Below are 17,686 nucleotides of genomic sequence, written 5' to 3'. Positions count from 1 at the left end.
TTTGCTTTATGTCATTCAGTTTTAGCAATGCTCAAGAAATAATTGATGACGAAAAACCACAAGTGGAAAAGCCAAAAGATAGTGTTGTTAACAAAACACGTATTAAAGCTGATGGTGTAGCTGCAGTTGTTGGTGATTTTATCTTATTAGAGTCAGACTTAGATAGAGAAATAGAACAGTTAAAAGCTCAAGGAGCCGATTTAGAGGGGGTAACGCGTTGCGAGCTTTTCGGAAGCTTGTTAGAAAGTAAGTTATATGCACACCAAGCTATCCAAGATAGTATTTTGGTTAATGAGCTATATATCCAAGGACTTGTAGAGCAACAGATTCAAGGTATTTTAGCTCAGACTAAAGGTGATATGGCGGGTTTGCTCAAATTTTATAAAAAGGATTCAGAGCAAGCACTTAGAGATCAGATGTACGAGATAAATAAAAATGGGTATCTCGCTAGTGAAATGCAAAATAAAGTTACTGCCGAAATTGAAGTAACTCCAGAGGAAGTAAGACAATTTTTTAATAGTATTCCCGAAGATGAAAGACCAACATTTGGTACAGAATTAAAATTAGCTCAGATAGTAATAATTCCTGAAGTTACTGAAGAATCTAAGAAAGCTACAATAGAAAAGTTAAAAGGCTTTAAAAGAGACGTTGAGGAAAATGGGTCGAGTTTTACAACCAAAGTATTGTTTTATACTGACGATTCAGCCTCTAAGGCAAACGGTGGGAAATACACATTAAACAGAAAACAACCAAGAATGGTGAAAGAGTTTAGAGATGTTGCTTTCTCCATGCAAGAAGGTGAAATTTCTGAGCCTTTTGAAACTGATTTTGGTTATCATATTATATTATTAGAAAAAATTAGAGGACAAGAGTACGATGTAAGGCACATTTTATTACGACCAGAATTAACGCAAGACGCAATCCAAAAAGCTAAAGATGAAATTGATGAAGTTAGAGCCAAAATCGTAGATGGAACATTAACTTTTGCTGAAGCTGCTAGAGAATTTAGTGATGAGAAAGAAACAAAGTATGAAGGTGGACAAATGACAAATCCAACCACCCAAGATTTTAATTTTGAATTAACAAGAATGGATACTGAGCTTTATACGCAAATCCAAGATTTAAAGGATGGTGAGATTAGTAAGGTAATTCAAGATGAGGATAGAATCAACAGTATAAAATTTAAAATTCTAACGGTTACAGATAGAATTGATGACCATGAGGCAGACTTTGCAAAAGACTATCTAAAAATTAAAGCGCTAGCATTACAAGATAAACAGGTTGAAGCTATTGCGAAGTGGCAAAAAAAGACTATTGTAGATACCTATATAAAAATAAATGGAGAATATCGAGATTGTGATTTTCAAAGTAACTGGTTAAAAAATCAATAGTATATGTCTGATGTTGCTATAATTGAAAATTTTGTCAAAAAATATAATGCACTAAAACAAGAAATTGCTAAAGTCATCATAGGTCAAGAAGATGTTGTTAATCAGATATTGATTTCTATTTTTTCTGGAGGACACTCATTATTGATTGGAGTTCCCGGTCTAGCAAAAACCTTAATGGTTAATACAATTGCACAAGCTTTAGGTTTAGATTTTAAACGTATTCAGTTTACACCAGATTTAATGCCTAGTGATATTTTAGGTAGTGAGATTTTGGATGAGAATCGTCATTTTAAATTTATAAAAGGACCAATATTTGCAAATATTATTTTGGCAGATGAGATTAACAGGACTCCACCAAAAACACAAGCAGCTTTGTTAGAAGCTATGCAAGAGCGGGCGGTTACAGTAGCGGGTCACCAATATAAATTGAGCTTACCATATTTTGTATTAGCAACACAAAACCCTATTGAGCAAGAAGGAACTTACCCATTGCCAGAAGCTCAGTTAGATCGTTTTATGTTCGCTATTAAATTAGAATACCCTTCATTTCAAGAAGAAGTAGATGTTGTAAAAGCAACCACTACAGACATTCAATTGACTGTTAATTCTTTATTTACCGCTCAGGAAATTATAGATTTTCAGAATGTAATTCGTCGTATTCCTGTAGCTGATAATGTTGTAGAATACGCTGTTTCATTGGTAAGTAAAACAAGACCAAAAGCAGCCACAGCGGCAGATATCGTAAAAGAATTTGTAGATTGGGGAGCTGGACCAAGAGCTTCACAAAATTTAATTCTTGCAGCAAAAACACATGCCGCTACTACAGGAAAATTTTCACCGGACATTGAAAACATACAAGCTGTAGCTACTGGAATTCTGAGGCACAGAATCATTAAGAACTATAAAGCTGAAGCTGAAGGAATCACGGACGAGAAAATTATTCAAAGTCTATTTTAACGATATACAATCTTATCAATATTGGAATTGAGATTGTGGTAATCGTTTTAAAATAAAATGAATTCCTTCAAAATTTAAATTCATATTAATTCTAAATAAGACAATTTGTTAAATTAATAGCTAAATCGTTATTTTACTGTTAATTATTCATAATCTTGTCAAGGAATGGCTTGCACTATGATTTATTTTCAAAGAATAAGCAATTCTGTTACATATTTTTAAATCCTCTTTAAAATTCGTAAATTTGTGTCGCTTAAAAATAAGAATTATCAACCTTTAAATATACTTTATGGCTTTTGACATTGATATGATTAAAAAGGTTTACGCTAACATGACAGAGCGCGTTGATGCTGCTAGAGAAATAGTTGGTAAACCATTAACACTTTCAGAAAAAATATTATACTCTCATCTTTGGGATGGAAAACCAAATAAGGCCTTTACCAGAGGTAAGGATTATGTAGATTTTGCACCTGATCGTGTGGCTTGTCAAGATGCAACTGCGCAGATGGCTTTACTGCAATTTATGCAAGCAGGTAAACCAAAAGTGGCTGTACCAACAACTGTGCATTGCGATCACTTAATACAGGCCAAAGATGGTGCTGCTACAGATTTAAAACATGCTAATAGTACAAGCAGTGAGGTATTTAATTTCTTAGAGTCAGTTTCTAATAAATATGGTATCGGTTTTTGGAAACCTGGTGCTGGTATAATTCATCAAGTTGTATTAGAAAATTATGCATTTCCAGGTGGAATGATGATTGGAACAGATTCACATACGGTAAATGCAGGAGGATTAGGAATGGTAGCAATTGGAGTAGGTGGTGCAGATGCTGTAGATGTTATGGCAGGAATGGCTTGGGAGCTTAAGTTTCCTAAATTAATTGGTGTAAGATTAACTGGAAAATTATCAGGTTGGACCGCACCAAAAGATGTCATCTTAAAAGTAGCTGAAATTCTTACTGTAAAAGGGGGAACAGGTGCAATAGTAGAATATTTTGGACCTGGAGCAACATCAATGTCATGTACAGGTAAAGGTACTATTTGTAATATGGGAGCTGAGATTGGAGCAACAACTTCAACATTTGGCTACGATGATTCAATGGAGCGTTATTTACGAGCTACGGATAGAGCAGATGTTGCAGATGAAGCAAATAAAATAAGAGAATATTTAACTGCAGATGATGAGGTTTATGCAAACCCAGAACAATATTTTGATCAAGTTATTGATATTAATTTGTCTGAGCTAGGCCCTTTATTAAATGGCCCTTTCACACCAGATTTATCTACTGAAGTTGGCAGTTCAATGACAGAAAAAGCTAAAGCTAATGATTGGCCGATACAGGTAGAATGGGGATTAATTGGTTCTTGTACCAATTCTTCTTACGAAGATTTATCTAGAGCTTCATCTATTGCGCAACAAGCATTAGATAAAGGTTTAAAAATGAAAGCTGAACTTGGTATCAACCCTGGTTCTGAGCAAGTGCGCTATACAGCTGAACGAGATGGCATTTTAGGAATCTTTGAAGAACTTGATGCTAAGATTTTTACCAATGCTTGTGGACCTTGTATTGGTCAATGGGCTAGATACAGTGACCCTAAGAATGCACCTAAGAATAGTATTGTACATTCTTTTAATAGAAACTTTGCTAAACGTGCAGATGGAAATCCTAATACACATGCTTTTGTAGCATCACCAGAATTAACAGCAGCAATTGCTGTTGCTGGTCGTTTAGACTTCAACCCTTTAAAAGATAAATTGATAAATGAAAACGGTGAAGAAGTAATGTTCGATGAGCCAACAGGGTGGGAATTACCTCCAAAGGGTTTTGATGTAAAAGACAACGGTTATCTAGAACCTGTGGCCGATGGAAGCGGAGTAGAAGTTACTGTGAATCCTACATCAGAGCGTTTACAATTATTAGAACCGTTTACACCTCTTGGTAATTCTATTTCGGGAGCAAAACTATTAATAAAAGCTTTTGGTAAATGTACAACTGATCATATTTCTATGGCCGGACCATGGCTTCGTTTTAGAGGTCACTTAGATAACATTGCAAATAACACTTTAATTGGTGCTGTGAATGCTTTTGGTAAGAAAACAAACTTTGTTAAAAACCAATTAACTGGTGAGTTTGGTGGAGTACCAGATACAGCGAGAGCATATAAGAAAGCTGGTATAAAATCAATAGTAGTTGGAGATCATAATTATGGTGAAGGATCTTCTAGAGAGCATGCTGCAATGCAGCCAAGACACTTAGGTGTTGCTGCTGTCATTGTGAAGTCTTTTGCTCGAATTCACGAAACAAATCTTAAAAAGCAAGGTATGTTAGGTTTAACGTTTGCTAATGAATCTGACTATGACTTAATTCAAGAAGATGATACCTTCAACTTTATTGATCTAAATGAATTTGCACCAGATAAGCAGCTTCACTTAGAAGTGGTACATGCAGATGGAAGCAAAGATATCATTGCTTTAAATCACACATACAATCAAGCGCAAATTGATTGGTATAATGAAGGTTCTGCATTAAATCTCATAAAAAAAGAGAATGCAGCTTAAAGACAAATATGAATAGTAAGAGTCCATGAGAAATCATGGACTTTTTTGCTTTGTAAGGTTTGCAAATTTATTACGACATATATTTATCTAACAAATAAACTTCTCAAATGCAGTCATTGTGGTTCTTTGACGATGTTAACCTTTTTAAGGTACTATGTCCACATAAGTTTAAAGCTTATAAGAATGAGCATGATTTTTGTGCTTATAAAAAGAAAGATTATATATATTTTGAAGCAGATTCTGCTAATAAGGTATATCTAATAGAAAAGGGTAAGGTTAAAATTGGCTATTACAATGAAGATGGAAATGAAATTATAAAAGCCATTTTAACCAAAGGAGAACTATTTGGTGAAAAAGCTATTTTAGGTGATGATATGCGTGATGAGTTCGCCCAATCTATTGATAATTCTACTTCAATTTGTCCTATAGGCGTGGATACCATGCACGATTTGATGCGAAATAATCAAACCTTTAGTTTTAAAGTATATAAATTTATTGGTTTAAAGTTCAAAAAGTTAGAACGTAGATTACAACTGTTGTTATTTAAGGATACAAAAACACGTTTAGTCGAATTCTTAGAAGAGCTTTGTACAGATTATGGCTATGATTGCGATAAAACGGGAGATCATATTATTAAGCATCCTTATACCCAAAAAGATATGGCTTCACTAATTGGTACATCTAGACCAACAATAAACATTCTCCTAAATGAACTTAAAGAGGAGAACTACTTAGAATTTAACAGAAAAGAGATTAGAATCTTAAAAAAATCAGCTTAATGTTAGCTGGCTAACATTTTTTGAATGTGCTATCATTTAATTTTGAAATATAAATTTTAAAATTAAAAAGCAATGATTAAAAAAATGATTTTAGCAGTTTTGGCACTAGGGATTTTTGCCACTTCTTGCAGCAACGATGATGATAACACCATCATTATACCAGATGCAGGTGTGCTTTCTGGCGGACCTTTTACATTTCTTGTTGATGGGGTAACAGACAACGTAAGCGGTATTACTACAGACCCAAATGCAGTAGGTACTAATAGAACTTTTGTGATTACAGACAACACAGGTGTCATATTAGGCATGCCACCAACAATTGAAGCTTTAGAAGGTGTAGATTTTGATGGTGCAGGTGTAGGTACATGTTTAATTTGGTATTTAAGATATGAGAATGGGTTAGTAGGAGCAGAAATGGGACTAAATGCTAATGATTTAGAAGGAAGTTTCGATCTATCAAATTCAATATCTGTATTTAGAAATCCTGAGCCAAATGCGGGAGTATTATCTGGTGGGCCATTCAATTTTGTGGTTGATGGTACAGTAGATAATGTGAGTGGTATTACTACAGACCCAAATGCAGCTGGTACAAATTCAATATTTGTAATTACTGACGATATGGGTAATATTTTAGGTTTACCACCAACGCTAACAGCTTTAGAAGGTGTAGATTTTGATGGTGCCGGAACAGGAGTTTGTTTAATATGGTACTTAAGATATGAGGATGGATTAACAGGAGCAGAAATGGGAATGAATGCAAATAACCTTCAAGGTGATTTTGATTTGTCTAACTCAATTACTGTTACTAGAAATCCGGAACCAGATGCTGGTATCTTGTCTGGTAGTCCTTTTACATTTTGTGTAGATGGCACAGTAGATAATGTTAGTGGAATTACGACAGATTCAAATGCAGTTGGTACAAATTCAACATTTGTAATTACAGATGATATGGGTAATATTTTAGGACTACCACCAACAATAGCAGCTTTAGAAGGTGTTGATTTTGATGGTGCAGGAGCTGGAGTTTGTTTAATATGGTACTTACGTTTTGAGGATGGTCTAATGGGAGCTGAAGTAGGAATGAATGCGAATAGCTTATCAGGATTCTTTAGTTTATCAAATTCTATTACTGTGACTCGAAATGAACCAAATGCAGGAACGCTTTCTGGTGGTCCATTTACATTTACCGTAGATGGAACAATTGATAATGTCAGTGGTATTACTACAGACCCAAACGCTACAGGGACAAATTCAACATTTGTTATTACAGATGATACTGGTGTTATATTAGGTATGCCACCAACACTAGCAGCATTGGAAGGTGTAGATTTTGATGGTGCTGGAGCAGGTACGTGTTTAATCTGGTACTTAAGATTTGAAGATGGATTGCAAGGTGCAACAATGGGCGCCAATGCCAATGATTTGTCAGGATGCTTTGATTTATCAAACTCTATTACAGTTACTAGAAATTAATATTTTTTATAAGATATATAAAGAACATCAAAATTTGAGTTTTTGTTGTTAGATTAGAAGCGTAATTCCGACTATGGGATTACGCTTTTACATTATATAAGATGAAAATCAAAAAATTGAAACGTGCTAATATTATTTTTTTAGTAATAATAGCCTTGTTGATCATTCCTCAAACTCGTCAGCCTATTCAAATAGCTTTGCACAAAGTATTGAGTTATTTTAGTTCTACAAGTCTTATAGAAGACTCTGAGCGTATTACTCTAGATAATTACGATTGGAAATTAAGGTTAGATTCTCAGAATATCTACGATTTTAATGATGCTAAGGGACAAGTAGTATTTATAAACTTTTGGGCAACATGGTGTCCACCATGCATTGTTGAAATGCCTAGCCTCCAATCTTTATATGATGATTATAATGATAAAGTAGTTTTTCTATTTATAACCAGTGATGATTTTGAAACAGTAAACAAATTTAAAACGAAGAACGATTTTAATTTTGAAGTATCACAAGCTTTGAACGAAATTCCAAAAGAACTAGAAACGCGCTCAATTCCAAGAACTTTTGTCATCAATAAATCTGGTAAAATAGTAATTGATGAATCTGGTGCTTTGGATTGGAATAGTGAAACAGTTAGAAGTCAGCTTGATGTTTTACTTTCAGAATAACTTATTTGAAATATTTAAAAGGCACTATTAGCATCCCAAAATTCTCACCTTTTTCCTTTCCTAAATGCTTGTGATGAATTTTATGAGCACGTCTAACCCCTCTAGCGTATTTATTATCAATATTGCGTAGCCATTTAAAACGTTGGTGTATAAATATATCGTGAACAATAAAATAGGCCATTCCATAAAACAAAATACCTAAACCAATTGGTAGAGTGTACCATACGCCTTCATAATTCCATAAATAAAAGCAGGTCATACTAACAACAGCATAGAAAATGAAGAACGCATCATTACGTTCAAACCAGCTGTCGTGATCTTTATGATGATGGTCTTTATGTAAACTCCATAAAAAACCATGCATTATGTACTTGTGTGTAAACCAAGCATTAAATTCCATTATAAAAAATGTGCCTAAAAAGATTAATATCCAAAAAACAGTTTGCATAATACTTTTGCGATTTTAGAGTAAATTTAATTGATATTTTACATAGCTTCTGGTCAATAATTCTACTTTTCTGTAATTAGGAACTCTAATTCGTGTAGATTTTATTTCAATAGCTGGTGTTTTCTTTAATTTTTGAAGTAGTTTATTGTAATAACGATACGCCATAAAAACTCCAAATTTAGCTTCTATAGGTAAACGTTTAATTCCATTCAGCCCTTTAGAAAAATCGTCTTCAATATCTGCGATGATGGCTTGTTTTGACACTTCATCAAGTTGATTTAAATCAGTATTTGGGAAATACGTTCTACTTAAATCCTCAAAGTCAGCTTTCAGGTCACGTAAAAAATTCACTTTCTGAAATGCAGAACCAAGACTCATAGCAGATTCTTTTAAATCTTCATACTTTTCATTATCACCTTTCACAAAAACTTTTAAGCACATTAGGCCAACAACATCAGCAGAGCCATAGATATATGCTCTATATTCTTCTTCAGTTAAATAATCCTTTTTATGAAGATCTAGGCGCATACTATTCATAAATGCGTCTACTAAGTGCTTATCGATACTATACTTATGATATGTTTCCTGAAAGGCATTAAGAATAGGGTTTAAACTTATTTTATCTTCTAAAGCTAATCTTAAATCTGCTTCAAAATTTTTGAAAAGTTTTTCTTTATCATATTCATGGAATGTATCTACTATTTCATCAGCGAATCTCACAAATCCATAAATATTGTAGATATCTTGTCTGATAACGTCAGACAACATTTTTGTTGCCATAGAAAATGAAGTACTGTAAGCATTGGTTACAAGTTTACTACATTCTTTAGAAACATTATCAAAAAGGGATTTCATATTTAAAGTTACAATTTTTTAGTAATTAAGCTTCATTTTTTTTAATCAGTTCTGCAACGAGCTTTCCTGAAATTAAGGATGGTGGTACACCAGGTCCAGGGACTGTAAGTTGACCTGTAAAATAAAGCCCATTTACTTTTTTACTTTTTAATTTTGGTCTTAGAAATGCAGTTTGCATTAATGTATTAGCCATGCCATACGCATTTCCTTTATAGGAATTATATTCACTTATAAAGTCATTAACACAAAACGATTCTTTAAATAAAATATTCTCTCGAACACTTTGATTGATTCTTTTTTCGAATCTATTAATGATAATATCAAAATATTGTTGACGTAATTCTGGTGTGTCTTCTAATCCTGGTGCAATGGGAATGAGGAAAAAACCTGTTTCACAACCATCAGGTGCCATACTTTTGTCAGTTACGGAAGGAAAGTTAACATAAAATAATGGATTTTTTGGCCATTTAGGATCATCATAAATTTCTTCAGCGTGTGTTTCGAAGTTTGTATCAAAGAATAAGTTGTGATGTTCTACATTTTTTAACTTTTTATTAAAACCTACATAAAAGAGTAGAGAAGAAGGTGCAAATGTTCGTTTATCCCAATAAGATTCACTGTATTGTCTGTAAGCTTTATCTAATAAAGTCTCAGAATGATGATAGTCTGCACCACTCAATACAAAATCAGATTGAAGCACTTCTCCATTTACTGAGATACCTACAGCATTTCCGTTGTCAACATTAATTTTCTCAACATTACTATTGGTGTGAATTTTTACTCCTAAGCTTTCAGCCAAATTTTTCATTGCCTTTATGATTTCGTACATACCACCTTTAGGATGCCAAGTGCCTAGTCCAAAATCAGCAAAATTCATAAAACTATAAAACGAAGGGGTTTGATTTGGTTTTGCTCCCAAGAACAGTACAGGAAATTCTAAAGTTGAAATTAATTTTGGATTCTTAAAATTTTTACGAACCTCAGAACTAATCGTTTTAAAAAATCGATCTACTCGTGTTATAGTTTCTTTGGTTACTAATTCAAAAGGTGAGATACCAGGTTTTAAAACTACTTTATTTATAGCAATATCATAATGCTCTTGCGCTCTAGCTATAAATTTACGAAGTGGTTTAGAGCTTCCGACTTCAATACGTTCAAACTCTTCACAGATTTGATCCATATGATCACCTATAGTTATGATTTCATCCGAAAAGAAGATTTTATAAGCAGGACTTAACTTATCTAGTTGATAATAATCGCTTGTACTTTTTCCAAAATCATTAAAAAATTTCTCAAAGATATCTGGCATCCAATACCAACTTGGACCTATATCAAAAGTGAAACCGTCTTTAATAAGTTGTCTTGCTCTTCCTCCTGCAGTATCATTTTTTTCGAAAATTGAAACTTTATAACCGGCTTGTGCTAAATAACAAGATGCCGATAATGCCGAAAAGCCTGAGCCAATTATAGATATAGTTTTTTGCATCTGTAAATTAAAGTTCTTCTACTAATTCTTTTATGCTGCCAAAGGCTTTCATATTGTTAGGCAAATCTTCTAAATTTAAGTACGATAGCATTCTACCCAAAACCCAAAATTTTGTATTACTAGACTTCTTCAATATCACTTTGTTGAAAGTGTCAATATAGTCTGATAAATTTTCTTTTTCTGGCTTAACCGTAAAATAAGAGACAAATATGATATCATCATAATAATTTTGAATATCTGTTAAACTATTTAAAGGGACGCTAGGTCCTAAAAATATGGAATGATAACCATTGCTGACAATTTCATAGTTTATAAACATCAGACCCAATTCGTGTATTTCGTTATCTGGCAGATATAAAACGAAGGTCTTCTTAGAATTATTGACGTGTTTAGATTGAATCTTCTCAGTATTAACTAATATTTTTTGTCTTATTAGTGTTGTTATAAAATGCTCATGTGCTGGAGTAATGGTGTCTGTTTGCCAAAGCATTCCCATATCTGTGAGCATTGGTATAAAAACATCATAGAAGATACTCCTGAATGATTTTTCTTTTAAAAGTGATTCGTACGTATTGTAGAAAAGTGCTTGGTCAAAATTTAGCATTGCCAATTTAAGTGCATTGACAGCATGATTGTCCGTATCGTTTTTTGAAGCTATTTCTCTAACTAATTGTGGGATTTTATCTTCATCAATAGTTGTAATCTTTGAAATCTTATAGCCATTATTATTTAAATAACTAACATTTAGTAATTTTTGAAAATTTGCTAAGTCGTAATATCTAATATTCGTATCAGTACGTTTAGGTTCTAAAAGATTGTATCTCTTTTCCCAGATTCTTATGGTATGTGCCTTAATGCCAGTAAGATTTTCAAGGTCTTTAATACTGAATTGACTTTTAATGTTGTTCATTTTTTTGTAAAAATAGTTAAACAAAAATACATTTTATATTTATAATGACTGTAGAATTAACATTATTTAAGTAAAAAATATATAGTTGAAGTTCTAAAGCAGTAATAAAATAAAAATACTTGTTATTAATTACAAGTATTCTCAAAAGCCATAAACCATTGAGAAAACTTCTTTAGCATAATTAAGTCAATAATCGCTTAGATATTTGAGATATAAAAATATAGTGCGCACGAGAAGACTCGAACTTCCACGGACTAATGTCCACCAACCCCTCAAGCTGGCGCGTCTACCAATTCCGCCACGTGCGCAAAATAATGAAGTAAAGGTAAAAAAAAAGTTAAGCTTTTTTGCTTAACTTTTTGTGACCAGTCTGGGGCTCGAACCCAGGACCCTCTCCTTAAAAGGGAGATGCTCTACCAACTGAGCTAACTGGTCAAAATGTTTTTCTCTAACGAGGGTGCAAATATAAAATGTTTAATTAATAAAACAACACTTTTTTTATTTAAATTTTCGTTTTTTTGTTGTCTATTAGTGTAGAGATTTAATAATCAAAAGATAAGCATTATGATAGTCGTTTTAATGGGTTATATGGGATCGGGAAAATCGACCATTGGTAAGGAATTAGCTACTTTACTAAATTTTAGATTTTTAGATTTAGATGATTATATTTCTGATAAAGAAAACGCTTCTATTTCTGAAGTTTTTAAAACTAAAGGAGAAATTTATTTCAGAAAAAAAGAGTCTAAATATTTAAAAGAACTTATAGAATCTTCCGAGAATCTTGTACTCGCGCTAGGTGGTGGCACACCTTGTTATGGTAACAATTTGGATATAGTAACGAACAATCAAAATGTTACATTGTTTTATTTAAAACTTTCAATTCCGAATCTAGCAAAACGTTTATTTAATGAACGTGCAAAACGACCGTTGATTAGTCATTTAAAATCGGAAGAAGATCTACTAGAATTTATTGGTAAGCATATTTTTGAACGTGTTCAATATTATAATAAAGCCCATTTTACTATCGCGTCGGATAATAAATCTAAACAAGATATACTAGAGGAAGTTTTAATGCAATTAATCTAAGTAAGCTTCATATGGCTGTTTAGAAAGGTTAACATGCACATGTTCAAAAAGCGAGGTAGAAAGTGATATACCTTTAAAGTCTGCTTTTACAGGATATTTTTTATGATTTCTATTTACAAGAACAGCTGTTTTAAATTGCTTTAATGGTACATCTAAAAAGTGTTTAATGCCATAAATAAGTGTACTGCCAGAATTTAAAACATCATCAATCAAAACAATAGATTTATTAGTGTAATCTTCTTTTTTTATTGAAGTAAGAACAGGGTTGGTTGGCTCTTCTTTGTCTATTGTAACTTTACACAATATAGATTTTATTGAAGAAATCTTATCAAGGTTATTCTTTATTTTTTTTGCAAAGAGATAACCATTACTTTCAATACCAGCAATAATAAGTTCGGTCTCGTCAACATTGCTCTCATAAATTTGGTAAGCAATGCGCTTTATTTTATGTTCAATTTCTTTATGACTTAAAATTGTGTTTTTTGTTAATGCCATAGTACGCTTTACAAAATTAAAATCTCTAATAAGCTACTTCTTTGCAGCTTTTTAATTTATATTGGCAACAATCAAAGTTTACCAAATATAAATTATAGACTTTCAAATATAAAAAACAGTTCTTTACCTTGTCTTTCTTTTATTGAATTAATTGAGTTTTCTAGAATCTTAATTTTAAATTTTTCTTCGAAAAGAGATTTATATTCAGAAATGCTTCCACCAAATGGTGGGCCAGATGCTGTTAGTTCAAAATCGAATAGTAAGCCAACTAATTTTCCATTTGGTTTTAATAGCTGATGTATTTTCTCAACATATGTTGTTCTTAGTTTTGGATGTAATGCACAAAAGAAGGTTTGTTCTAATATTAAATTAAAATCGTCATCTAATTCAAAAAAATCCATGTGTAATAAGTTGGTATCTGGAAAGTCATTAACACGTTTTTTGAAATTTTCTAAAGGAAGTTTAGCAATATCAGCGATATAAACATTTTTAAAACCTTTTTTCCATAAGTATTCAGCTTCATAACCATTACCTGCTCCAGGAATCAAGATTTTTATTGTTTTGTCTTTAAGTTGATCGATATACGATTTTAATGGAGTAGAAGGATAACCAATGTTCCATCCAATATTTTCATTGGCGTAGCGTTCTTCCCAATATATTTTATCTAGATTATTCTTCTTCATAAAAACCATCAATATCTCTTCTGTCCTTTTTAGTTGGTCGTCCTGTACCTTTTTTACGATAATAATCTTTGCTGTACTTCAAAAGTTCTTGAGCTTCAAACGCTTCTTTTGGTGTAGTATCTATTCTATAAATATCAACTAATTTAGCACCAACTCTATTTGGTGGTAAGTCATTAACTGTTAATTGGTAGGTAATTTGATTTTTTCTCAATTCAATTTTATCAGTTGGGTAGACTTCTCGCGATGGTTTTACCACAACACCATTTACCTTTATTTGTCTTTTTTTACAGGCTTGCGTAGCAATATTACGTGTTTTGTAATAGCGTACGCACCATAAGTATTTATCAATTCGCATATTTTTTAACTAAAAACTACGTTAATCTTATTGTACAAAAATATTATATTATTGTATCTTGCGGCTTATAATTAAGCAATAATGAACGTCATATTAAATCTGTGGTAGATTAATATGAGAAATACAAAATTTATGAAAATTAATACTTTTAAGCTTTCACTTTTTATACTGACTGTTTTGACGGTCTTTATTTCATGCGAAGATGACGATCTCCCAACCATTACTTTTGTTGAGGAAGATAGAACAGAGCAACAGATGAAGGATAGCGATTCTATAATCGATTATCTATCTACTCATTATTATAATTCTAGCTTTTTTGAAACAGGGACTGATCATAAATATACAGATATCATTATCACAGAGTTACAGGCGGGAGAGGATGTTCCAGAAGGAAGCACCTTATTAATGGATGCTGTAGAAACACACACAACAGAGTTTTTAGAAGTGGATTATGAATATTATATATTAAGAATAAATCAAGGTGCAGGTGAAGCTCCAAAATTTACGGATTTAGTGCGCGTAAGGTATGAGGGAAGTTCGGTAGAAGATGGTGAGGTATTTGATTCTAGAATTACACCATTGGATTTGACATTAGTAGGCAATGGTTTTAATACTTTTGGTACAATTAGGGCATGGCAACTTGTAATGCCGTCATTTAATACTTCTACAGGTTTTAGTATTGATAATGGAGTCGTTAATTATAATAATTTTGGCTTAGGTGTAATGTTTGTTCCATCTGGATTGGCCTATTTTTCGGGAATAACTACTGGGTCATCTTATGATAACTTAATATTTAAGTTTGAAATGCTACAATACGAAACAGTAGATGATGATGGTGATGGAATACCATCATATGCTGAAGATTTAGATGCTAACTTATCAGTATTTGATGATGATTCTGATGAAGATGAAGCTCCTAATTTTATTGATCTAGATGATGATGATGATGATGTCTCTACATTTAATGAGTTAGAACAAACCATTTATACAGTAGATACTAATATGGGTGAATCTGAACCTACATTAGATGATAATGAATATGAATACAGTAGAAGTACTGACGCTGGTATCATCACAATTACTACGGTTAAAGCTTTAGATACAGATGGTAATGGTGTATTAGATTATTTAGATGATGAAGTAACTATTAATTACAATGAGACTAGTAGTTAAAAGGCAATAAATCTCTTATTGAAAAAAAATAAAAAAGCCGCTCATATAGCGGCTTTTCTATTCGTAATTCGAATATTTATAATGCAATAGATAAACTCAAAATCAGCTGATCTGGCCTAGTATCAATTCTACTAGTGACATCAGTTCCTATATTATTGTCAATAAAAGTAGCTTCATTATTATTAAATCCTCTTTCGTACCTAAGGTCAATTCCTATTTTATTAAGATTTAGGCCGATGCCAAAATTTAATCCTACTGAGAAATCATCTTCTACATTATCAATACTAATACCATCGAATTCAGTATCCAAAATATATTGTAGTGATGGTCCACCAAAAACACTAATTGGACCTAAAACTTTTATTCCAACTAAAAGAGGCGCATCAATTTTTTTGACATTGAAGTTATCGCTGTCATAATCACTTTTTGTAGCTGTATAAACTAACTCTGGTCTAAAATAAAGCTTCTTACCTATTTTTCCGAAGACACCGATATGATAGCCAATATTACGATCCGGATTTTTGGCATTATCGCCAATAGACTGAAAATAATCACCATTGGCACTGTAGTTTAGACCACCTTTAATACCAAAGGAACTTCCGTCTTGTGCACTTAAACTAAAACTAATAAATGCTAAAATTGCAGCTAAGAAAGCTGACTTTTTCAAATTTTTCATAATGTTCGTTTTTAAGATTAGGTATCTAATATCAAAAACGTTGCCAAAACGAACTTATTTTCTTTTTAATACTTTTTTTACTGCTTTTTGTACGGCATCACTATTTAATCCGTACTTATCCATAAGTTGGGCAGGAGTACCTGATTCTCCAAAGGTATCATTGGTTGCTACAAACTCTTGAGGAGTAGGTCTGTGCTGTGCTAAAACTCTTGCTACACTTTCTCCTAGTCCACCAAGATAGTTATGTTCTTCGGCTGTTACTATACAACCTGTTTTAGAAACTGAATCTAAAATAGCTTTATCATCTAAAGGTTTTATAGTGTGAATATTAATAACTTCGGCGGAGATTCCTTCTTCATTTAAAGCTTTTGAAGCTTCTAATGCTTCCCACACTAAATGACCAGTTGCTACAATAGTTACATCTGTACCTTCGGTAAATCTAATCGCTTTACCAATTTCAAATTTCTGATCTGCAGGAGTAAAAATCGGAACTGAAGGTCGACCAAATCTTAAGTATACTGGTCCATCGTGTTCTGCAATAGCAATAGTTGCTGCTTTTGTTTGGTTATAATCGCAAGGATTTATAACTACCATACCTGGTAACATTTTCATTAAACCTATATCTTCTAATATTTGATGCGTTGCACCATCTTCACCTAAGGTTAAACCTGCATGAGATGCACATATTTTTACATTTTTACCAGAATAAGCGATAGATTGGCGAATTTGATCATAAACTCTACCAGTAGAGAAATTAGCAAAAGTCCCAGTAAAAGGAATTTTTCCGCCTATAGTTAAACCTGCAGCTATTCCCATCATATTTGCTTCAGCAATTCCTACTTGGAAGAAACGTTCAGGATTTTCGTCGATGAACTCGTTCATTTTTAGAGATCCAATTAAATCAGCACATAAGGCAACCACATTAGGATTTGTTCTTCCTAACTCTGCTAAGCCAGCTCCAAAACCGCTTCTTGTATCTTTCTTTTCTGTGTATGTATATGTTTTCATTCTGTTATTTTGAAACTGTAATTAATTTTTATTGTTTTTTTTGTATTATCTACTTTAACGGCTTCTATCATGGTATTGCCGTCTTCCATTATTTTCATAATTAAACCACTAGGAATAGTGGGTGCGCTATTATCTGAAAAACCTGATTTTTTAAATGCAATTTCAAAGAATTTTTTAAAAATCAAATTGTTATTTACATTAAATGCTTTGTCAGTAGCAATAGATATAACATCCTCTGGTTTATTGCTAGGAAACATGTTGTAAACGGCTATTTCCTTTTCTAGGACAGTTATAATTTCACCTGAATCTTCTGTAATTAAATCTAAATCTTCTTCATTAGAATTTGGCAAGAATGTCTCAAGGCTTAAGCTAAAAAAAATAATGTTTCTATCTAATTTAAAAATTAGTGTTAAAATCCCTTCTTCTGTATCAAGAATTAAATCACTTTCAGCTTTAGAATAATCTTGTGAAGAATTTTTAACTAATGATTTAGCCAAACTTAAAGCTAATGCATTGTGGTTAGTCCAAATATACTTTCCATCTTTATTGAAACCAATAGAAATAGTGTCAACAGTTGAATTACGTTTACTAGGAATCTCGTAATCTACAACATAATCTATTTCTATAGATTTTTCTTGACCATAGGACTGGCACATTAGTAAACAAAAACATATGATTAAAAC

General features: G+C 32.4%; 18 protein-coding genes and 2 tRNA genes. 8 read left to right on the top strand and 12 right to left on the bottom strand.

What is annotated here, in order from left to right:
* Positions 1–8: 8 nt before the first annotated feature.
* From Q0822_RS10430 to Q0822_RS10405, 6 genes are all read left to right on the top strand, one after another.
* The gene (locus Q0822_RS10430; protein WP_366125104.1) at positions 9–1,391 is read left to right on the top strand and encodes a peptidylprolyl isomerase; all 1,383 of its coding nucleotides are present in this window, start codon (positions 9–11) and stop codon (positions 1,389–1,391) included.
* Between the two features lie 3 nt (positions 1,392–1,394).
* A complete protein-coding gene (locus Q0822_RS10425) occupies positions 1,395–2,348 on the top strand; it encodes a MoxR family ATPase (protein WP_299123295.1) in 954 nt (317 codons plus the stop codon).
* A 289-nt stretch (positions 2,349–2,637) separates the two neighbouring features.
* Complete coding sequence (locus Q0822_RS10420) at positions 2,638–4,908, top strand: aconitate hydratase (protein WP_299123292.1); 2,271 nt, start codon at positions 2,638–2,640, stop codon at positions 4,906–4,908.
* A gap of 107 nt (positions 4,909–5,015) precedes the next feature.
* Positions 5,016–5,687 carry a Crp/Fnr family transcriptional regulator gene (locus tag Q0822_RS10415; protein ID WP_299123289.1) on the top strand — a complete coding sequence of 224 codons (672 nt, stop codon included), beginning with the start codon at positions 5,016–5,018 and terminating at the stop codon, positions 5,685–5,687.
* Between the two features lie 72 nt (positions 5,688–5,759).
* Positions 5,760–7,160: a hypothetical protein gene (locus Q0822_RS10410; RefSeq protein ID WP_299123287.1), complete on the top strand. Its 1,401-nt coding sequence runs from the start codon at positions 5,760–5,762 to the stop codon at positions 7,158–7,160.
* Positions 7,161–7,261: 101 nt separating this feature from the next.
* Positions 7,262–7,828, top strand: coding sequence for a TlpA disulfide reductase family protein (locus tag Q0822_RS10405; RefSeq protein WP_299123286.1), 567 nt, complete (start codon positions 7,262–7,264; stop codon positions 7,826–7,828).
* Position 7,829: 1 nt separating this feature from the next.
* On the opposite strand, the gene Q0822_RS10400 is transcribed toward Q0822_RS10405, so the two are convergent.
* From Q0822_RS10400 to Q0822_RS10375, 6 genes are all read right to left on the bottom strand, one after another.
* Positions 7,830–8,276, bottom strand: coding sequence for a sterol desaturase family protein (locus tag Q0822_RS10400; RefSeq protein ID WP_299123283.1), 447 nt, complete (start codon positions 8,274–8,276; stop codon positions 7,830–7,832).
* 15 nt (positions 8,277–8,291) lie between these two features.
* Positions 8,292–9,131: a phytoene/squalene synthase family protein gene (locus tag Q0822_RS10395; protein ID WP_299123281.1), complete on the bottom strand. Its 840-nt coding sequence runs from the start codon at positions 9,129–9,131 to the stop codon at positions 8,292–8,294.
* A gap of 25 nt (positions 9,132–9,156) precedes the next feature.
* Positions 9,157–10,617 carry a phytoene desaturase family protein gene (crtI, locus tag Q0822_RS10390; protein ID WP_299123271.1) on the bottom strand — a complete coding sequence of 487 codons (1,461 nt, stop codon included), beginning with the start codon at positions 10,615–10,617 and terminating at the stop codon, positions 9,157–9,159.
* Between the two features lie 7 nt (positions 10,618–10,624).
* Positions 10,625–11,527, bottom strand: coding sequence for a MerR family transcriptional regulator (locus tag Q0822_RS10385; RefSeq protein WP_299123268.1), 903 nt, complete (start codon positions 11,525–11,527; stop codon positions 10,625–10,627).
* 224 nt (positions 11,528–11,751) lie between these two features.
* Positions 11,752–11,835, bottom strand: a tRNA-Leu gene (locus Q0822_RS10380).
* A 54-nt stretch (positions 11,836–11,889) separates the two neighbouring features.
* Positions 11,890–11,962 (bottom strand) — tRNA-Lys (locus tag Q0822_RS10375).
* Positions 11,963–12,091: 129 nt separating this feature from the next.
* On the opposite strand from Q0822_RS10375, the gene Q0822_RS10370 reads away from it, so the two are divergent.
* Positions 12,092–12,613 carry a shikimate kinase gene (locus tag Q0822_RS10370; protein ID WP_299123265.1) on the top strand — a complete coding sequence of 174 codons (522 nt, stop codon included), beginning with the start codon at positions 12,092–12,094 and terminating at the stop codon, positions 12,611–12,613.
* On the opposite strand, the gene Q0822_RS10365 is transcribed toward Q0822_RS10370, so the two are convergent.
* The 3 genes from Q0822_RS10365 to Q0822_RS10355 all read right to left on the bottom strand — a co-directional run bounded on the left by Q0822_RS10365 (position 12,605) and on the right by Q0822_RS10355 (position 14,146).
* The gene (locus tag Q0822_RS10365; protein WP_299123262.1) at positions 12,605–13,108 is read right to left on the bottom strand and encodes a phosphoribosyltransferase family protein; all 504 of its coding nucleotides are present in this window, start codon (positions 13,106–13,108) and stop codon (positions 12,605–12,607) included. The genes Q0822_RS10370 and Q0822_RS10365 overlap by 9 nt on opposite strands.
* Before the next feature lie 92 nt (positions 13,109–13,200).
* The gene (locus Q0822_RS10360) at positions 13,201–13,791 is read right to left on the bottom strand and encodes a methyltransferase domain-containing protein (RefSeq protein ID WP_299123259.1); all 591 of its coding nucleotides are present in this window, start codon (positions 13,789–13,791) and stop codon (positions 13,201–13,203) included.
* Complete coding sequence (locus Q0822_RS10355; RefSeq protein ID WP_299123255.1) at positions 13,778–14,146, bottom strand: S4 domain-containing protein; 369 nt, start codon at positions 14,144–14,146, stop codon at positions 13,778–13,780. The genes Q0822_RS10360 and Q0822_RS10355 overlap by 14 nt, the downstream gene beginning before the upstream one ends.
* A gap of 132 nt (positions 14,147–14,278) precedes the next feature.
* Between Q0822_RS10355 and Q0822_RS10350 the strand changes: the two genes are divergently transcribed.
* On the top strand, positions 14,279–15,319 hold the full coding sequence (locus Q0822_RS10350; RefSeq protein ID WP_299123252.1) for a hypothetical protein: 1,041 nt from the start codon (positions 14,279–14,281) through the stop codon (positions 15,317–15,319).
* Between the two features lie 76 nt (positions 15,320–15,395).
* Here Q0822_RS10350 and Q0822_RS10345 read toward each other — a convergent pair whose 3' ends face one another.
* The 3 genes from Q0822_RS10345 to Q0822_RS10335 are packed head-to-tail and all read right to left on the bottom strand — an operon-like array spanning position 15,396 to position 17,659.
* The gene (locus Q0822_RS10345) at positions 15,396–15,995 is read right to left on the bottom strand and encodes an outer membrane beta-barrel protein (RefSeq protein WP_299123249.1); all 600 of its coding nucleotides are present in this window, start codon (positions 15,993–15,995) and stop codon (positions 15,396–15,398) included.
* 54 nt (positions 15,996–16,049) lie between these two features.
* Positions 16,050–17,003, bottom strand: coding sequence for a transketolase C-terminal domain-containing protein (locus tag Q0822_RS10340; protein WP_299123248.1), 954 nt, complete (start codon positions 17,001–17,003; stop codon positions 16,050–16,052).
* On the bottom strand, positions 17,000–17,659 hold the full coding sequence (locus Q0822_RS10335; protein ID WP_299123239.1) for a hypothetical protein: 660 nt from the start codon (positions 17,657–17,659) through the stop codon (positions 17,000–17,002). The genes Q0822_RS10340 and Q0822_RS10335 overlap by 4 nt, the downstream gene beginning before the upstream one ends.
* Positions 17,660–17,686: the final 27 nt, after the last annotated feature.

The sequence above is a fragment of the uncultured Winogradskyella sp. genome (assembly GCF_947496485.1).
Classification (GTDB): domain Bacteria; phylum Bacteroidota; class Bacteroidia; order Flavobacteriales; family Flavobacteriaceae; genus Winogradskyella.
Note: the sequence above shows the minus strand (reverse complement) of the source record. Positions and strands in the feature narration are given on the sequence as shown.

Bases quoted from the DNA above. Each gene is read 5' to 3' on its own strand.
- Q0822_RS10430 (WP_366125104.1), top strand. From the start codon at position 9: ATGTCATTCAGTTTTAGCAATGCTCAAGAAATAATTGATGACGAAAAA.
- Q0822_RS10425 (WP_299123295.1), top strand. From the start codon at position 1,395: ATGTCTGATGTTGCTATAATTGAAAATTTTGTCAAAAAATATAATGCA.
- Q0822_RS10420 (WP_299123292.1), top strand. From the start codon at position 2,638: ATGGCTTTTGACATTGATATGATTAAAAAGGTTTACGCTAACATGACA.
- Q0822_RS10415 (WP_299123289.1), top strand. From the start codon at position 5,016: ATGCAGTCATTGTGGTTCTTTGACGATGTTAACCTTTTTAAGGTACTA.
- Q0822_RS10410 (WP_299123287.1), top strand. From the start codon at position 5,760: ATGATTAAAAAAATGATTTTAGCAGTTTTGGCACTAGGGATTTTTGCC.
- Q0822_RS10405 (WP_299123286.1), top strand. From the start codon at position 7,262: ATGAAAATCAAAAAATTGAAACGTGCTAATATTATTTTTTTAGTAATA.
- Q0822_RS10400 (WP_299123283.1), bottom strand. From the start codon at position 8,276: ATGCAAACTGTTTTTTGGATATTAATCTTTTTAGGCACATTTTTTATA.
- Q0822_RS10395 (WP_299123281.1), bottom strand. From the start codon at position 9,131: ATGAAATCCCTTTTTGATAATGTTTCTAAAGAATGTAGTAAACTTGTA.
- crtI (WP_299123271.1), bottom strand. From the start codon at position 10,617: ATGCAAAAAACTATATCTATAATTGGCTCAGGCTTTTCGGCATTATCG.
- Q0822_RS10385 (WP_299123268.1), bottom strand. From the start codon at position 11,527: ATGAACAACATTAAAAGTCAATTCAGTATTAAAGACCTTGAAAATCTT.
- Q0822_RS10370 (WP_299123265.1), top strand. From the start codon at position 12,092: ATGATAGTCGTTTTAATGGGTTATATGGGATCGGGAAAATCGACCATT.
- Q0822_RS10365 (WP_299123262.1), bottom strand. From the start codon at position 13,108: ATGGCATTAACAAAAAACACAATTTTAAGTCATAAAGAAATTGAACAT.
- Q0822_RS10360 (WP_299123259.1), bottom strand. From the start codon at position 13,791: ATGAAGAAGAATAATCTAGATAAAATATATTGGGAAGAACGCTACGCC.
- Q0822_RS10355 (WP_299123255.1), bottom strand. From the start codon at position 14,146: ATGCGAATTGATAAATACTTATGGTGCGTACGCTATTACAAAACACGT.
- Q0822_RS10350 (WP_299123252.1), top strand. From the start codon at position 14,279: ATGAAAATTAATACTTTTAAGCTTTCACTTTTTATACTGACTGTTTTG.
- Q0822_RS10345 (WP_299123249.1), bottom strand. From the start codon at position 15,995: ATGAAAAATTTGAAAAAGTCAGCTTTCTTAGCTGCAATTTTAGCATTT.
- Q0822_RS10340 (WP_299123248.1), bottom strand. From the start codon at position 17,003: ATGAAAACATATACATACACAGAAAAGAAAGATACAAGAAGCGGTTTT.
- Q0822_RS10335 (WP_299123239.1), bottom strand. From the start codon at position 17,659: ATGTGCCAGTCCTATGGTCAAGAAAAATCTATAGAAATAGATTATGTT.